This is a genomic window from Polaromonas sp. DSP2-3-2b2, from assembly GCF_049895905.1.
Lineage (GTDB): Bacteria > Pseudomonadota > Gammaproteobacteria > Burkholderiales > Burkholderiaceae_C > Polaromonas.
The window spans coordinates 274,615-291,892 of sequence record NZ_JAFCTH010000001.1 but is presented as its reverse complement, the minus strand read 5'-3'; the positions used below and the strand labels follow the sequence as shown (position 1 = coordinate 291,892).

The window sequence follows — 17,278 nt, the reverse complement described above, 5'->3', positions numbered from 1 at the left end:
TATGCGACAACTCGGTTGCACTCTGGCTTGTCTTGAGTTTTCTTAAATTTCTCCTGAAATAGGATGCTATTAATGTTGATTCGTAAATTGCTGGTATTGAATTTGGCTCTGGCAGGCGTAATGACTTTAGACGTGCAAGCTGATGAATTGGACACATTCCAGTTCAGGGTCGGCCAAACCTGGCAATACGACAGCAACGTGTTTCGTTTGTCTGATTCCGTTGATAGCCAGGCAGTCATTGGCTCGCCTTCGCGTTCAGATCATTTTGGCGTCACAACAATTGGCGCGAAAATCGACAAGAGCTACGGTTTGCAGCGGTTTGAGCTTGATGTTAATGCCAACCGTTATAGCTACAAGAATTTCTCAAGGCTTGACTTTACGGCCGTAAATTATGCAGCCGCATGGCGTTGGAGTGTCACGCCAGCGTTGTATGGAAATTTAACAACAGATCGGCAGGAGTACACCGACAATACCGCCGATGTGCAAAATCAGGGACAGCTCAATCGCCGAACCGATCGCTTGACCTTGCTGGATGCTGAATATGCAATTGACGGTCCATGGCGTGTTCTGGGGGGTGTTTTCGAGCGCAGCAGTTCGAACAGCCAGGCTTTTACGTTTGAAGGTGATTCAAAGGTCCGCGGAGTAGAAGCTGGCGTCAGATACGTGTTTGCGTCAGACAGTTCGTTCGCCTATCGCCTGAAGCAGGGGCAAGGTGAATATCCAAACCGGGTTTCATCTTCTACATTTGCCAGCGAATTCAAGGACCGCGAGCATGAGTTCAAGCTTGTCTGGCCAATCACTGGGAAAACGACTATTCAATCCCGGCTTGCTTATTTCGACCGGGCGCATGATGGACTTGCAGCCAGAGATTTTTCTGGATTCGTTGGCCAGCTTGAAGCCACCTGGATGGCAACCGGAAAGACCACTGTTAATGGGGGGGTGGTGCGGGAGTTGGGAGATTACCAAACCAACAATATAAGTTACTTTCAGGGGAATCGATTTTTTATCGCTCCAACCTGGAAGCCTACAGAAAAAACAGCAGTCAAATTCCGTTATGACCATGGCGTGCGAAATTACAAAGGCCCTTTGCCTGGCTTTGTTGCAACGAATCGTCGCGATACCACCGATTTAGCCATACTGGGATTTGAGTGGGAAGTGATTCGCGCAGTCAAAGTTACGACTTCTGTATTCACAGACCGGCGTAAATCCAATGAGTCCGGGGCTGACTACAAAAGTCACGGTGCTAACCTTTCAGTTCTGGCAAGCTTTTAACTTTCTGCTCGATTCATAATTATTCACCTGCATTTTTCAACCAATAATTATTAATTGCCTGGAACTGTCAGTCTTAGTCTAAGACTGACAGTTCCAGGCAATAGTCATTTTTGGACTGAAGATTGTTACCTATCACGAATTTAATATTTTCTCCTGTTGCTTGGTGTTGCATTTTTTTTAGTCAAATCTCTAATTTGACGTGCAACATACAAACAATGAAAGCTTATATAACTTTGTTGAGTACCATGAGCTATTTGCCGGGTGTGATTGTGTTGCACGATTCGGTGAAGCGTACCAATTCTTCCTATCCTTTTTGGGTTGCAATTTCTTCGAGTATTCCTCCGGAGGTCGATGCTAAATTGAGAGACAGAGGCATGTATGTTGTGAGGCTTCCCTTGCCTGTAAAAATACCGCTGACTTTCAAGGAAAACTCTGGGCATTGGGGGAATACTTTTGACAAGATTCATCTTTTTGGACTAACAAGCTTTGCCAAGCTCGTTTACCTTGACAGCGACATGATCGTCCTGAAAAATATTGATGAGCTATTTGAAAAATCTCATCTCTCTGCTGTGGCCGCTGGTCAGCTGGAGCATCCTGACTGGACACGACTCAATTCAGGTCTCATGGTAATTGAGCCCGAGAATCAACTTCCCGAAAAAATGACTGGAGTGGTAGATCGTGCTTTACAGGAGGTGAGCGCACTTGGCAGTAATAAAATAGGTGATCAGGATATTATCAATGCTTACTATTCCGACTGGCCTGATCGTAAGGATCTCCATCTTGATGGTGGCTACAATCTTTTTTTCTCTGATCTTGATGCTTATATTGATCGACATGGTTACCAGATGTCTGGCGAGGTTGATAACAACTTAAAAGACGTGCATGTTGTTCATTTTGTCGGACCTCAAAAGCCATGGATGAAGCGGGCGAATGCAAAGCATCTTTTAGCCACCATTAAAAACAAAGGTTCCTGCAAAAAAGAGCGGGAAGCTTTTTTAATGTATCTTGCCCATTTGAAGAGACTGAACTTGTCTTAAAAGTTTTCTGGCGATTAATTAATTAAAAATTGAACCTGTTTTTAGATTTGATTCAATGATTAAAGTTATAGGCTGTTTGTAGCAAAAGAAACTGTTTTAAATTTTATCAGTTTTATCATATAAATGATTACAGGTAAAAATTGGTTTTTTGCAAAGAATTATTGAGAACGTTTTATGCTGCTTTTTCTGTAAACAGCTGAAGCATTAGGAAGAAAGGGCTATTGCAGATGTTTCACCTGCCAACTTAAGATGTAACTTCATTTTCATAGTTCATCCAAAGGCGCAACGATGAATATCTTCATTCGCTCTCTTGCTTCGGTTTTTTTCTTCCTTTTTGCCTTGACTGCATTTTCACAGTCGAGCCAGCCTTCTCCAGCGGGGGGGGCGGCGGTAGCTGCGGCAGCGCAAACCCAGCAAGATTACCGCTTGGGTGCGGGCGATTCAATTGGCGTTCAGGTGTACCAGAGTCCTGACCTTTCCGTGGACGCCCGTGTCTCAGAAACCGGAGTCATCAGCTATCCCCTAGTAGGAACCCTCCAGCTTGGTGGGTTAACTATTTCCGAAGCAGAGAAAAAAATCGCCGATGCCTTGCGCACCGGCGGTTTCGTCAAGGTTCCGCAAGTGAACATCGTTCTCCGGCAGGTCCGGGGTAGTCAGGTGGCGGTTCTGGGGCAAGTCAGCAAACCAGGCCGCTTTCCTTTGGAAACACTCAATACCCGCGTAAGCGATATGCTTGCGGCTGCGGGAGGCACGACCGCCTTGGGCGACGATGTGCTCATCGTCACGGGTCAGCGTAATAACAAGCCTTTTCGCAAGGTCATCGATATTCCTGCGCTGTTTTTGAACGACAAATCAGACAACGACATCGTGTTGTCTGGCGGCGACACCCTTTACGTCAACAAGGCGCCAGTTTTTTACATCTATGGTGAAGCGCAGCGTCCTGGTCCTTATCGCATTGAGCGCGGCATGTCGATGATGCAAGCCTTGGCTTCGGGCGGCGGGCCTACGGTGCGTGGTAGCCAAAACCGGTTGCGCTTGCATCGGCGTGATCTCAATGGCAATGTTGTGGAAACCACTCCGAAGCTAACCGATTCAATTCAGGCCGAGGATGTCATTTATGTCCGCGAAAGCCTCTTTTAAATTGTTATGACCCTTCACCAGTTTTTCCTCATTCTTCGGGCCCGTTACCGGGTCATTCTCTTGGTATTGGCCATTGCTTTAGCTGCTGCATTGGCTGCCAGCTTGTTGATGCGAAGTAAATACATTGCCCAGACCTCCTTGCTGGTTGACGTCAGAACGCCAGATCCAGTAGCTGGCGCTGGAATGTCCGGTGTCATCGCTCCGAGCTATATGGCTACCCAGGTAGACATCATTGGAGGCGATCTGGTCGCTCAGCGGGTCGTAAAGATGCTCAAACTTGACGAAGACGAGGAAACAAAAGCTGCCTGGCAAGAGGCTACCGAGGGCAGGGGCTCTCTGGATGCATGGATTGCCAAGGATCTGCAAAGCAGACTCTTGGTTCAACCTGCACGGGAAAGCAATGTCATCAACATTACCTACAAAGGCGGAAATGCAGAGCATGTTGCACAAGTGGCCAATGCCTTTGCGCAAGCTTATCTGGACACCAATTTGTCCTTGAAAACTGAACCTGCGCGCTTGTACGCCACATGGTTTGACGAACAGACCAAGGTTTCACGTGCAAAACTGGAAGATGCTCAAGCCCGTTTATCAGACTACCAACAAAAGGCCGGCATCGTTTCATCCGATGAGCGAGTCGACTATGAATCTGCCAAGCTAGCTCAAATTTCGACACAACTTACGGCCGTGCAGGGTGAAACCACTGATAGTCAAAGCAAGCGCAATTCGCGCGGCGACACGGTTGCTGAGGTGATGCAGAGCACTTTGATCAACGGCCTTAAAGCCGACATTGCTCGTCTCGAAGCAAAAGTCAGCGAAAACAATGTAAATTTGGGCGTGAATCATCCTTTGCGTCAGCGTTCTGAAGCCGAACTTGCATCGCTCAGAAGCCGTCTTGCCAGCGAATCTAATCGTATTTCTGCATCGATAGAAACGTCCTATCAGGTTGGTAAAGATCGCGAGCGCGAGTTGCAGGCCTCTGTCAACGCGCAAAAGACAAGGGTTCTTGCGCTGAACAAGCAGCGTGATGAGCTTAACGTTTACCGACGCGATGTGGAAGCCGCCCAACGTGCCTACGAAACAGTCAGCCAGAGTGCGTCGCAAACACGTTTGCAAAGCCTGGCCAATCAGACGAATGTTGTTCGATTGAATACTGCGTTGGCTCCGATTGATCCTTCCAGCCCTAAACTGTCGCTGAATCTGCTGATCGCCGCATTTTTAGGAACCCTGCTTGGCGTGGGTTACGCCATGGTGCTCGAACTCATGAACCGTCGTATCAGATCAAGCGAGGATCTCATGCAGATGCTAGACCTTCCCGTGCTTGCAAGCATTTCTTCAAACGGCGGAAAACGCCGCACGACGGGCGGTCCAGGCCATCTGGCATTGCCTAATGGAAGTCCCGCATGACAACGCAAAATTCGCAGACCGTCAGATCTATCCCTTTGGCGAAAATTAGTAGCAATTCACTGGCTGAAACAGGTCATGCGAGACCCATGGGGTCGATATTGATTGATTCGGGCAGGCTTTCCATTGGAAATGCCGACAAAATATTGACATATCAGCGGGAAAATGGTGTGCGCTTTGGTGAAGCGGGCAGGGCTTTGGGCCTGCTGACCGAAGACGATGTGCGGTTTGCCTTGTCTGTCCAGTTTCACTATTCCTATGTTCCTTCGGGCAGCAGCCTGAGTCACGAACTTATAGCGGCGTACCAGCCTGACAGTCCTCAGGTCGAGGAGTTGCGCATGCTTCGAAGTCAGTTGATGCTGCGCTGGTTTAACAACGGTGTCGACCACAAAGGTCTGGCCGTAGTCAGCGCAGGTCCTGGTGACGGCCGCAGCTACATTGCCGCCAATCTGGCTATTGTCTTCTCGCAACTCGGCGAGAGAACCTTGCTCATCGATGCGGATATGCGGGTTCCCCGTCAGCACATGCTTTTCAGTCTTGGAAAACAACGGGCTGGTCTGTCGGATATTCTTGTGGGACGGGCCGGATTAGACGCTATTGTGAGTGTCGATGCATTGCCGAATTTGTCGGTTCTGACGGCAGGTGCAATTCCTCCCAATCCTCAAGAACTGCTTGGCCGCCAGAGTTTTTCAACATTGTTGCTTGCACTAGGTGAAGATTTTGATGTGATGATTATTGACACGCCGCCGGCCAGCGCCTGTGCCGATGCACATACGGTCGCGGTTCGCACAGGCGCTGCATTGATCGTGGCGCGGCAGGACAAAAGTTCCATGGCGCAGCTCGGGCAGTTCACCCATAGTTTGCGCGAATTTGGTGTCACTCTGGTGGGATCGGTACTTAACGATACTTGAGTCCAAGGTTGCGGCAATGCCATGCAAGCGTGGAATCACCCTGACCTTCCGACCCCCCTTTCAGGGAATTCGGCGATTTTTGCTACGAAATTTATAGCTGCTTGTGCAGACTGCGTTTGCGCAAGAGGCATATCTGATGCATAAAATTGTTTTCTGGCCAAATCGAATGCGCTCTAGTTTGACAACTATGCGCTTCTCTATGCCTTTCCCCAAGCTTTACCTGTCATTGACGCCAAGTCTGATTTTCAGCGATCAAATTTGAAAGCGGATTCAACATTCAACGCGCATTTTTGATACTACGTTTATTTAGGAATTTTCATGGAGCGTAGCAATAACTGGAAGTGGCGTTGGTCAAAGCTGGTTCAAAAAATCGAGAGAATACACACGCCTGGCAACAAGCAAGGATTGCTTGAAAAATTGAGTCATCCGGAAAAACCTCTGATTCTGGCGTTTGCCAATGCGCATGCAATGAATTTGCTCACCAAATCCGAATCTTTTTTTGAGTCGCTTTGCGCTGCCGACACTGTACTTCGCGATGGTTCAGGTATGGAAACTCTATTTAACCAGCTGAACATACCGCCAGGTCTTAATCTCAACGGTACCGACTTGATTCCAGAGGTGGTGGGTCAATTCAACGGTCGCTGCATTGCCTTTTTAGGTACCCAGGAGCCTTACCTGGAATCTGGAGTGGAATTTGTTAAGCAGAACCTTGCACCCCAAAGCAGATGTGTACGCGCAGACGGCTTTCTTGATGACAGTGCCTACATCTCGCTAGCTGCTGAGTGCCGTCCGGCATTGATTGTTCTGGGCATGGGCATGCCGCGGCAGGAGGAGGCCGCCATCGCATTACGGTCAAGGCTTGCTTTCCCGTGCCTGATCATTTGTGGCGGTGCGATCATTGATTTCTGGGGTGGCAGAACATCACGAGCGCCTTTGTGGATGCGTCGAAGTGGCCTGGAATGGCTGTTTCGTTTGCAAATGGAGCCACGAAGACTCTTTCAGCGCTACGTGATCGGCAATCTGGTTTTCCTGGCGCGGGCAATGGTTTTCCCCGCTTTCAGCCAGCGTTTGGAACGGCAGGCTATCAAAAAGCAAGCGAAGACTTCCACCTCTGCTGTTAAGTGATGATGTTTTTTAGCAGTTAAAAAAACCGCAATAGTCGTCTGCCCGCTGACGGAAGCCGGATTGATTTGGAATACCCATCAGCCTTCCCAGCGGTTTACAACATCTGGAGTGCAGTCGGTTTTAACAACCTTTCCCGGATTGCCAACCACTACGCAATGAGGCGGAACATCTTCAAAAACGTAGGCGCCACCTGCGATACGGCTACCCTTGCCAATTCTCACGCCTACGACGATGGCATGCGGCCCGATCCACACGTCGTCTTCAATGACTGGATAGATGGTCTTTCTGGTTCCATCCTTGGCAATAGAGTCGCGCTGGCCTAATGTGACACCGTGGAACAGCGTCACATTCTTTCCTATAGATGTATTCACATTGACCACGATGCCTCGCCCATGGGTCAGGGCCAATCCTGGTTGTATCACTGTCCGCCAAGGGAGTTCAATGCCTGAAATGAGTCCTGCCAGCAAGTGCAGGAGCCTTGCCGGAAGCAGAAAAAGTTTGCGCAAGACAAATGACTGGCATTGGACCCACTGGCAAAAACGTACGGTAGCCAGAACAAAAAAAGCTTGATTCGACACCACCGCCTTAGCCACCAGCAACCAGTTGAAGCGCCCAAATAAACGATAGGTATCTGCTCTCAACGCATGCATGCCGCACGGTCTTTCGTTGATAAATAATCATCATGCACGCCCACCCAGGCAGCCGAACTTTGCAAGCCTGCGGCGTAGGTGGTCCAGACCAGGCCAAGTCGCTGGCTTGCCTGTGTCGCATTAAGGTGAATATGTTGTGCCCAGAGGCCCATCAATCCGGGCGGCATGTAATCGGGCAATGCTGAAGCTGGCCACTGGAAGCGCTTTGACAGCATTTGGGCCAGCTTGAGTGGCGGGCTGGCCAGCCAGCTATCTAACTGGAGCTGATGCCGCCTGATTCGCCTGACCGGGGTGAACTGCAGCGCCAGCGCCAAATCTACAAAATACGCATTCCAGCGCGGACTGTCAGGAGCCGCCAGATTGAAGACGGGTAATTCCTTTGGCTTGACCGGCAACCGTAGCGCCGCCATCACAGCCTGGCAAATATCGTCCACATGGACCAGGTTGGACCAGCCATCGCCCCCTACACCCAGATCGCCCAGCCGTCCGGCCTGCAACCAGCGGGCTATTCGGCCTACCCAAAGTTCACTGTTTGGTCCAAATACACAGCCTGGCCGCAGCACCACGGCTTCACCCCCCTGGCGTGCATAGTCGCCAATGCAGTGTTCGGCCTCGCACTTGGCACGCCCATACCAGCCCAGTTCGGGGTTGAGCGGCGCATTTTCCTGGACATTGCCCTCCACCGGTCCGTACACCGACATGGTGCTCAGGTGGACGATGCGCGGATTCCCTGCCTGCCGTGCGGCTTGTGTCAGCGCCTGAGTTCCTTGTGAGATAGATCGGGCATCGCCTGCGACGCAGTTCACGACGGCGTCGAAGCCTTGCAGGGCAGTTGTCAACTCGGAAACGTTGCAAGTGTCGAGCTTTATCCAGTCCACCCCTGGTGGGGGAGATACTGCGAGCCCTCGTGACGCTCCAGTTGGCCTGTCACTCGAAGCGCTCGCCAGCGTTTCAAGCAGCCGCTTGCCAATGTGGCCAGAGCCTCCCAATACAAGTATCTTCATGCGAATGCCTCCTCAATGACTGTTGCCGGGCGAGGCGTGCCTAATCTTTGCGCCAGCGTGTGGCCAAGCCGTAGCGACAGGGCGATGAGTGTGAGTGTCGGGTTGGCCTGGCTTGAAGTGGGAAAAACGGCGCTACCAGCGACAAAGAGGTTATTGACTGAATGGACCTGGCATTGGGCATTGACGACGCTGGTACGCTTGTCAGTGCCCATTCGCGTGGTGCCTATATGGTGGCCGCCGTAAGCGCCAAAGCGTGTCAGGTCCTCTTCCAGGCTTTCAGCGTCGTACTCGAACCGGGCGACGCCACTCGCTGCAAACTCCTGTGACAGTACGTCCAGGGTGCCGCGTATCGAGTCAATGTCTGCAGGGCTGTATCGCCAGTCAACACGGAGTTGCGGCATGCCAAGCGCATCGACTTTATCGCTGAGCATGACCCGGCTCTGCGCCTGCGGAATTTGCTCGCCATGCATTTCCAGGCTGAAGCGGTTGGTGCGATTTCGCAAGATAACCGATGGATATTTTCGTTCAGCAAGCGAACGGTGACTCAGCCAGTGCATCAGGAAAGCCGTGGTGTCCACAGGGTCGGTGGCCACATTGAGCAAGTGTCGGACGTAGTCGGCAGCGGTTGTTGCACGGTTGCCATCATTGAGTCGTTTGCCATACTCGTAACTGATCAGCCTGCGCGCCAGAAAGAGTCCTGAGAGCACTCCGTTGCGGTGGACCGGGTCGGTGATGCGCGGAAAATGAAGACGGGCCACCGCATTGGCCAATCCCAGGCGTCGCTGCTCGGCAGGCGCCACCGCCAGCCTGCGACGGCAATAGATTCCTTCGGGCGTTAACTCGTAACCATGCCGCACATTCTGCGGAGGTCCTGAAATTGTGAGCCGGCCAACATTGCCTGCCATGTGGCACATGTAGTACCGACCGACCACATCATGAAAATTACCGATACCTCTTGGTGCCACATCACGCGAAGCCAGCAGCAGTCTGGCCGTTTCAAGGCCGCCAACGGCCAGAACGGTGGCACGGCATATTGCTGAAAAGCGAGTGCCTGCGAGTGTGGTCACCTCGACAGTGCGAACCGCATTGCCCTGCGGCTGCAGTCGAATTCCTGTGCAATTTGCGCCCAACAATACCTGGACATGGGGCGCCAGGCTAAGCTGCTTTGCGTAACGGCTGCCGAAGTGGGTCGGGCAGGAAAAGCGCTCCAGTCCATTGGTAAGGACGCGCTGGCTGTCAAAACCGCGAATGAGGGGCAGCGCATCGGACCCGAGCGCATCTTCTGCGCGGTAGCTGAAGCGGCCCGCCTCCGACAGTTCGTTGGCGCGAGGGTAGTAAGGCAGCAAGTCTCCGTAAGAAATGGGCCATCCGCTGTGGGGCACATGGTCGCGGGTTTCAAAATCAAGAGGATCGAAGGGCATGCAGCGCCCCCCCCAGATGGCGCTAGAGCCACCAAAACGGCGTTGGCGGTATTTGTCGGGCGGACTGTGGAGTCTGTCATCCACAACCTCACCCTCGTAAAGCTGCTGTGTCCTGCTGTCTTCTTTCATGAACCCTGACTCCAGCATCAGGACTGAAAATCCGCGTTCTGAAAGGTCCAGCGCAAGCGCTATGCCTGCAGGACCAGCCCCAATAATGCAGACATCAGCCTGAAGGCATGCTTCGTTGGGAATGCTGTCGGCATTGGCGATCACAGAGCTTCCTTTTGAGCCAACGTGCTGTCTATCCGCACTTGACCTGCCGCGCCAAAGTGGCGTTGATGAATTCTTGCCAGGCTGACAAAAAACCGGTTGAGGGAGAATTTTTCTTCATAAAGCTTGCGTCCATTTTGTTCAAGCGTCTGCCTCAATATCGGGTCATTCAGGACGCGCTGCAGCCCCATCGCGATTCCGGAGGTATCGCCGGGCTGGACAAAGCAGGCGTTCACACCATTGCTGAGAACGGCCGGTATTTCACCCACCGGCGTACACACGACAGCCACGCCATTGGCCAGCGCTTCAAGAATCACCAGAGGCAAGCCCTCGTCATAGGAAGGCAGGACCAGCACATCGGCCTGAGCCATTAATTGCGAAACCTGATGCTGATCTGACCAGCCAGCAAAACGCACAAAACCGCCAATGCCAAGCTGAAGTGCTGCTGCCTGGTAAGCCGCAATGTCGCCTCCGCCAGCAAGCGTGACTTCAAGCCGGGAAATGTCAAATCCTGGCAAGGCGAGCGCCTGCAAAAGGTCTGAAACACCCTTGCGCTCTGACAAGTTACCGAGAAAAAGCACCCGCTGGACAAGGCTGTCGCCTGCCTTGCGCCTATGGTGGGTGGGCTCGGGAACCCCATTGATCATGACCTCCACGCGATTGCCGGGAACCAGCAACTCCCCGGTGACAAAGCGGTGCGCTTCGCCACCAAGCACCAGGCAGGTTGCAGGAAGCGAAAACACCCAGCGTGTGAGACCCTGCAGGGGACTTGGCAATTTGCGGTAGAAGTGGTGCAGTTGCGCGGCATGAAGGTGCAGCACTACCGGAATGCCAAGCGCACGGCATGTCACCACCACCACACTTTTTCGAAACAGGCTCAGGCGCTCGGCCATGTTGACGTGAACGCCTGCCAACTGTCCGCTGAATCGACCGCGCACCAGCTTCGCCAGGGCTGTCGCCAGAATCCAGAACGAATAAAGCGCATTTCCCCCGCCGCGTGTATCGAGCGGTCGCAATGCGGCCGCACCAAGAGCGTTATGGTCTTGTGCCTGGATCAAATAGTCCGCGACCTTGAACATGCCTCCGCCCTTGGGCGTCCAGGGGCAGGCAATATAAATGTAATTGCTCCTCTGTTCGCTAAAAACTGCGCGTTGCATGGATTCGATTTGCATCTTTGCTTTAGAGCTTTATAAAGAAAAACCTGGTCTTTTGAAGAGGGCTCATTTGAGAAAATCAATCATTGGCGATTCGATCAGCACCATAGGAATTTAGTTTTACAGAGAGGCTGTTGCATTCCGATATTGCTTCAATCGTGGCGGGGGAATTTACCGCCGCTTGCGGCAATCCCACTGCAAGGCGAACGCAGGCGTGTCGCCGGGTGTTGGCCGCCTCTGATACCCGTCCGTAGGGGCGGGGTTCTTCATTGCGGAACACCCGGCGTTGAAACAGATGACAAGCCGTGTGGTTCCCTGAGAATCAGGCTCGGTATAGGTACTTTGGCAGCACGCCGCGGCCGCAGAACACCACGCACCAGCCCTGCGGCATTGAAGCACCAGGAAACGACGCTATAAAGTGCCTTGGAGAACGAACGCTTGCGCCAGATCATCAGGGCAAACGGCGCTGCCAGTGATGCGCCAAACCAGGCAAACTGCGCGATTCCGGAAAGCGGCCAGAACGCAATGCTGAGCAAAAACGCCCACCATCCAAGAATGCCCAGGTAAATCCAAAGTTCGCGAAGACCTTCAAGTACCATCTTCAGGCGAAGCTGACCCGTTGAAGCCCTGACCAGTTCCCCCAGACCCCAAAGGTAGTGGGTATCCCAGCGCCGCATCAGCAAGTGGTAGGGAGGTGCGTCATGCCCCGTGTGATGAACGACGTCCATGGAAAGGCGCCATAGTTTCCAGCCCAGGCTGCGCAGCCGAATGGCCAGGTCAAACTCTTCGTAGCTGTGCAGATTGCGGTCGGAAAAGTATCCTGCCGCCTCAATGGCACTGCGCCGGTACAGTCCGCCGCCGTCGAGCCGGTCGACAGCGCCAGGTTTCACATGAGCGCGCGTCTGCGCGCTGCGGGCAATGTATTCAAGGCTTTCGGTGTTGAGTTCAACCAGCTGGCCTCCCACGCCAGCGACATCGGGGTGCGCCAGCATGAAGTCCAGTGCGACTTCAAGAAAGCCTTCGAGCATCTGCATGTCACCGTCGAGAAGATAGACGAACTCCCCGCGCGAATGCTGGTAACCCAACTGCGGGCCGACACCGCAGCAGCGATCATCAGCATTGGCAAGCTTCACAATGCGTATGGGATACGCCAGTGCCAGCTCGACGGTTCTGTCAGTTGAGCACGAGTCGGCCAGAATGACCTCGCCGCCCACCCAGCGGACTGCACGCAATGCGCTTTCGATGGCGGCTGAAATCCGCTTTTCTTCATTCAGCGACTTGATGATGATTGAAACCCGGCAGTCCGTTGCCGAAAAGTTGTTGGAGAAATTTTCGGGTTTCATATCAGTGTCCGACATTCGAGATGCTGGCGTGAAGGGACCTGCGGCTTGTGCGCCACTGCTCCCAATGGGTCACCAGCGCTTGCGGGCAGAAACAAGCCATCGCGGCTGTCAGCCACCAGCGTTTGCTGGTGGCGGCACGGCGTCCCCTGATCAGCCATTTCAGGCCCTGAACGCGCTCACCGGATGACAATGCAAGACGGGCCAGCGTTAACTTGTGTTGCGCAACAAACCATAAGGCCGAATGGCGTTGTGCCGCCGTCATGACGCCCGATACAGCGCGAGCCTCCATGCGTTCGATGGAGCGGGGCACCTTGATCACCGTGTGCCGGGCTGACAGGCTTCCATCGACATCAATGCGATACGCCACGAGTGGCGCATGTGCCAAGGCAATCGGAGTCTGCTCGCCCAGACGGAACCAGAAGTCCAGATCCTCGGCCTTCGATTCGCCAAGCGGAAAGCATGGCTGCATCTGCTGCAGACGCTGTCTTCGCACCGCCACGGAACTGCTGCACAGCGACGGCCCGATCATCCACCGGCGCGGTAAATCCGTGATGATTTCCACCTCGGGAACTTCAGCACATGTCGGCCAAGGTGGCGGCCAGGGGCCCTGCGCATCGGCAACCATGATGAAATCTGTAGCTGCTGCATCTGCGTCCGGCCAGGCTTTGTGGGCGTTCAGCAGACATTCAAGATGACGCGGATGATGCCAGTCATCGGCATCAAGAAACGCAATCCATTCGCCTCGTGCCATTGCGATGCCGCGGTTCCTGGCTGCCGAAACACCTGCGTTGGCCTGGTGCACCACGTGAATGCGAGGGTCGGTCATGGCCTTGACCAATTGGGCCCCGCCATCGCTGGAGCCGTCATCAACCACAATCACCTCAAAATCCGTAAACGATTGGGCCAGCACCGACTGCACCGCGCAGCAGATGTAAGGCGCCTTGTTGTAGAGCGGAATCACAACGGAAAACTTCATGCACGTGTCTTTGCAGCACTAAGCGGATTTCTTGCTGGAGGACATTTTGAAAATGCACCGGTATATTTTTGTGCTTGAACTGCCTGGGATGTTCGGATACGAACATCATTGGCGCTCGCCGCGAGCCCTATCAGCAAGAGAACGTGGGCAACGAATTCAGGGCCATAGCCAAAGAGGGAAAGCGGAACCTCGCTGACAGAACGCAAGGCCAGCAAAACAAACAATGCCAGTGTCAGTCCTTTGCTTTCGCGGGCATAACCCACCGACAGAACCAGCAACACCAATGCATAAAGTAACAGTGCCGCTGCACCCACGGTACCCGAGCGCGACAAGGCGTCCATGAACTGGTTGTGTGCATGGGTGGCGTTGGGCATGCCAATACTGATCCGGAAGTCGCTTGCCCAGATCAAGGGGCCGTAACCAAATATTGGATTGCGTTGCCATTCGTCATAGGCAATAGCCCAAATCTTGTCGCGTCCCGTCAATGAAGCAAGTTGCGCGCCTTCGGCACTGTTGAAGAAAACACTGATGCGAGTTCCCAGGTCGCCGAACATCAGCACCAGGCCCACGGCCAGTACTGCCAGCATCATCATCAAAATTGAAACGATACCGAATTCCGGACGAACCGGGTCACCGGCACGGCGCAAGAAGGTTGGACCTTGCCGCACAGCAACAATGCAAATCCAGCTCAGGATAAAAGCAATCCAGGTGGTTTTGGACTGAGCTAGAAAAAGCACCGTCAGTCCGACTCCCCAAGCCAGCCGATTCAGCCACCTCTGTTCATAAGGAATTGTCAACAGGCATATCAATCCGAGTTGGGAAAAGATCGCCAAAGATATCGGGTGCGCTGCAAGACCGGCCAAGCGCGGCACGCCCGGCAGCAAGCCCTGCGTGTAAGTGGTGTCGAGCACCAGGCTCGACTTGATCGGAATTAGCAGCAAGCTTGCCACCATGAATAAAAACAGAACATTGCGCGCGGCCTTGAATGCCATGTTGCGCTCAACGCCTGTCACCATTACCGCTGCAATTCCAATGACCAGGGGATAGGCGTAATCGTGACTGATATTGGGATGCGCCCCGAGAAATGCAGGTGATGCTACGGTGCCCAGCCAGAAAACGATGTAACTCAACAGCAGCGCTAAAGGCACATGGACTGCTTTTTCTCGCCGGAGCCAATAGCTGAGAATTCGCTCGCCCGCGACCGTCAGCATCAACAGCGAAAGCAGCGGCTGAGTCCATTGCATGATGGGATGACGCGGTGCTGCGGGACCATCCTCCACATTCAGGTTGACGAAAGACAGATTGCGATCTGACAACAATGTACTGAGCGCCACCATCACGACCATCGCATAAAAAATCAGATGCAGGTAGCCATGCGAACGACGGGACGTCAGTTGAACGGTGCCGGCCATGACTGTGGTGGCCGCCAGTGCTGCCAGAATTCCGGCTGCGACGAGAATAAAGAGGGAAATGGTTTCTTGCATTGGAGCGGACCTCAGAGACGCTGTTCGCTTGCAGGGCCAATGATCGGACCCTGTTGCATGCCCGGACCAGCCCGGCTCAACAACGGAGCCAGTCCTGGAAAAAATCTGATCACCATGATCGCGCTTTCAATGCCCAGCAACTGTGGACGAACAACCAGCAGCAATGCCAGCATGCACAGCGCCATGAACGTACTGGCTGTCAGTGAGAGAAGCGGCATTGCGTAATCCGATACGGCCGCCTGACCTGCCTTGACGCTAATGGCGCACAAGGCACAGAGAATCATTCCGCGCCCCACATTGGGCAGCAATTCAATCCAGCTCAACTTAAGCGCCCGAAACGCAGTTGTGCCAATCACCAATGCACGCAGCACCAGCACCAAGGCCGCGACGGTCGCTGCGGCTTGAATTCCCTGATTCGCAAAGAAGTAAAAACCCAGTGCGCCCATGGCAAGAATCGGCAACTGCAATACCGACTCGTAGTACTTGCGACCTGTGTTCCAGAGAACCGGCGTGGAAAGACCCCAGATCACGTAGGCAGGCATGCTCAGGAAAAGGATGCTCAAGACCGATCCGGCATCGCTCCACTTCGATCCATAGAGCAGCTGCACCACATCATTTGACACGAGCGCCAGAAACACGAAAACCGGAAACACCAGAACGAAAATCGTCGCGAGCATCTGGAAATAGGCACGGCCCAGGCGTTCGAGTTCGGTTTGCAGGCGCGCGCCCGCTGCCAGAAATGCAGGTTGCAGTGCGCCCAGCAGCAAGTTGTTGGGCATCGCTGCCAGGTTGTAGGCTACGTTGTACAGACCCAGTGCCTGTGCATTGAGCAGACGGCCGATCATGACCCGGTCCAGGTTGTTCAGCATCCAGTTGACGATATTGGTCAGGAAGACCGCCCGGCCCGTGCCAACCGCAGAGGCTGCATCGGCATACCAGAAAAGAGGGCGTACCGCATGCGGCTTGACGATATAGCTCGCCACAAGAACCACCGCCGCCTGAACCAGCCAGGCAGCCACCAGCGAGGTAGCGCCCCAGCCTGAAATCGCCATCGGCACGCCGACGGCGACATAGCCCGCCATGTAGCTGCCCACCTGGATCAGTCCACCGGCCCGAAAGTTAAGGTCGCGCTGCAACAGGTAAGTGGCAGGCGCGGCCGCGGCGGAAAGCAGGCAAGCAACCGAAAGCCACTCAATGACCGATTGGGCTCTGGGTTCCCTGAAGTAAGCGGCAAGTGTTGGCGCCAGCAGATAGACGCCCAGCATGGTGATCAGGCCGACGACCAATTGCCATGTCCATGCAAAACGCACGTCCTCGTCGCACAGCGTGGTGCGCTGAAGCAGGCTCCAGCTAAAGCCGAATCCTGAAAAAAAAGTGGCAAAGGTCAGCACGACCATGCCGATGGCAAAAATCCCGAAAATCTCTGGACCCAGGGTTCTGGCCAGGATGACTTGGGCGACCAGCTGCAGAACAAAACGTGCCAGCGTTGAGACAGCGCTCCATTTGACTGCGGTGACGCCAGACTGGCCGAGTCCGCTCATGCCCAGGGCTTTCCCGGTTTGCGGCGCCGAACGGCGATGGTGCCGATGATTCCCAGGGTGCCAAGCAGGGCCGCTGTGTAGCGCCATCCGGAATGGGTCCGCGTAGTTGCGGTGGGGTTAAGCAAAGGGCTGGGCGCAATGCGGTCCACGTCCAGATCGGCTGACAAAGTAATCTGGCTTGAAGCCGGATTTTGTCTGGGAGTCAATACCGTGTTTGATCGGGACGCCTTGTCGGTACCCAAATGCTCAATGCCGGAAGGCCCGTTGACGCTGGCAACCGCTGCGGGTGCCATACTGGCATCCGCCGACTTGTGCGCAGGCACAGAGAATGACGCGCCGAGCAGGGCAGCCATGAATACGGTCGAAAACGGTGCTCTGCACATGAATTTCCCATTACTTGAACAAGCTCAAGTTTGTTGGCCGAGGCTTTAATCTGCAATAGTCCGAATGGCCCACGAACTATTTTCAGGTTACAAACCAACGGTTTGGGGAAACATAAAGCTGCATTTGTGCAGTTTTATTGTAGAGTTTTTACAAAGAAAACCTCCG

Annotated in this window: 15 protein-coding genes; 6 read left to right on the top strand and 9 right to left on the bottom strand. The window is 53.7% G+C overall.

What is annotated here, in order from left to right; all coding sequences use genetic code 11:
- Window positions 1–72: 72 nt before the first annotated feature.
- The 6 genes from epsL to ACP7AD_RS01355 all read left to right on the top strand — a co-directional run bounded on the left by epsL (window position 73) and on the right by ACP7AD_RS01355 (window position 6,886).
- Complete coding sequence (gene epsL / locus ACP7AD_RS01380; RefSeq protein ID WP_426146772.1) at window positions 73–1,272, top strand: XrtB/PEP-CTERM-associated polysaccharide biosynthesis outer membrane protein EpsL; 1,200 nt, start codon at window positions 73–75, stop codon at window positions 1,270–1,272.
- A 215-nt stretch (window positions 1,273–1,487) separates the two neighbouring features.
- Window positions 1,488–2,309: a glycosyltransferase gene (locus ACP7AD_RS01375; protein ID WP_426146773.1), complete on the top strand. Its 822-nt coding sequence runs from the start codon at window positions 1,488–1,490 to the stop codon at window positions 2,307–2,309.
- A 288-nt stretch (window positions 2,310–2,597) separates the two neighbouring features.
- Window positions 2,598–3,449 (top strand): polysaccharide export protein EpsE, encoded by an 852-nt coding sequence (gene epsE / locus ACP7AD_RS01370; RefSeq protein WP_426146775.1) that lies wholly within the window; start codon window positions 2,598–2,600, stop codon window positions 3,447–3,449.
- Window positions 3,450–3,455: 6 nt separating this feature from the next.
- Window positions 3,456–4,853, top strand: coding sequence for a chain length determinant protein EpsF (gene epsF, locus ACP7AD_RS01365; protein ID WP_426146777.1), 1,398 nt, complete (start codon window positions 3,456–3,458; stop codon window positions 4,851–4,853).
- Window positions 4,850–5,761, top strand: coding sequence for a chain length determinant protein tyrosine kinase EpsG (gene epsG, locus ACP7AD_RS01360; RefSeq protein WP_426146779.1), 912 nt, complete (start codon window positions 4,850–4,852; stop codon window positions 5,759–5,761). Before epsF ends, epsG begins: the two co-directional genes overlap by 4 nt.
- A 318-nt stretch (window positions 5,762–6,079) precedes the next feature.
- On the top strand, window positions 6,080–6,886 hold the full coding sequence (locus ACP7AD_RS01355) for a WecB/TagA/CpsF family glycosyltransferase (RefSeq protein ID WP_426146780.1): 807 nt from the start codon (window positions 6,080–6,082) through the stop codon (window positions 6,884–6,886).
- A gap of 77 nt (window positions 6,887–6,963) precedes the next feature.
- Here the strand turns inward: ACP7AD_RS01355 and ACP7AD_RS01350 are convergent, their stop codons facing one another.
- From ACP7AD_RS01350 to ACP7AD_RS01310, 9 genes are all read right to left on the bottom strand, one after another.
- Window positions 6,964–7,536, bottom strand: coding sequence for a serine acetyltransferase (locus ACP7AD_RS01350; protein WP_426146782.1), 573 nt, complete (start codon window positions 7,534–7,536; stop codon window positions 6,964–6,966).
- A complete protein-coding gene (locus tag ACP7AD_RS01345; protein ID WP_426146784.1) occupies window positions 7,524–8,540 on the bottom strand; it encodes an NAD-dependent epimerase/dehydratase family protein in 1,017 nt (338 codons plus the stop codon). Before ACP7AD_RS01345 ends, ACP7AD_RS01350 begins: the two co-directional genes overlap by 13 nt.
- Window positions 8,537–10,234, bottom strand: coding sequence for an FAD-dependent oxidoreductase (locus ACP7AD_RS01340; protein ID WP_426146786.1), 1,698 nt, complete (start codon window positions 10,232–10,234; stop codon window positions 8,537–8,539). The genes ACP7AD_RS01345 and ACP7AD_RS01340 overlap by 4 nt, the downstream gene beginning before the upstream one ends.
- Window positions 10,231–11,403 (bottom strand): glycosyltransferase family 4 protein, encoded by a 1,173-nt coding sequence (locus tag ACP7AD_RS01335; protein ID WP_426146788.1) that lies wholly within the window; start codon window positions 11,401–11,403, stop codon window positions 10,231–10,233. The genes ACP7AD_RS01340 and ACP7AD_RS01335 overlap by 4 nt, the downstream gene beginning before the upstream one ends.
- Before the next feature lie 248 nt (window positions 11,404–11,651).
- Window positions 11,652–12,728 carry a glycosyltransferase family 2 protein gene (locus ACP7AD_RS01330; RefSeq protein ID WP_426146790.1) on the bottom strand — a complete coding sequence of 359 codons (1,077 nt, stop codon included), beginning with the start codon at window positions 12,726–12,728 and terminating at the stop codon, window positions 11,652–11,654.
- Window position 12,729: 1 nt separating this feature from the next.
- Complete coding sequence (locus tag ACP7AD_RS01325; RefSeq protein ID WP_426146791.1) at window positions 12,730–13,704, bottom strand: glycosyltransferase family 2 protein; 975 nt, start codon at window positions 13,702–13,704, stop codon at window positions 12,730–12,732.
- Window positions 13,701–15,188 (bottom strand): O-antigen ligase family protein, encoded by a 1,488-nt coding sequence (locus ACP7AD_RS01320; protein ID WP_426146793.1) that lies wholly within the window; start codon window positions 15,186–15,188, stop codon window positions 13,701–13,703. The genes ACP7AD_RS01325 and ACP7AD_RS01320 overlap by 4 nt, the downstream gene beginning before the upstream one ends.
- Window positions 15,189–15,199: 11 nt before the next feature.
- Window positions 15,200–16,729, bottom strand: a complete 1,530-nt coding sequence (locus ACP7AD_RS01315; RefSeq protein ID WP_426146795.1) for a lipopolysaccharide biosynthesis protein — start codon at window positions 16,727–16,729, stop codon at window positions 15,200–15,202.
- Complete coding sequence (locus tag ACP7AD_RS01310) at window positions 16,726–17,082, bottom strand: hypothetical protein (RefSeq protein ID WP_426146797.1); 357 nt, start codon at window positions 17,080–17,082, stop codon at window positions 16,726–16,728. The genes ACP7AD_RS01315 and ACP7AD_RS01310 overlap by 4 nt, the downstream gene beginning before the upstream one ends.
- Window positions 17,083–17,278 lie beyond the last annotated feature (196 nt).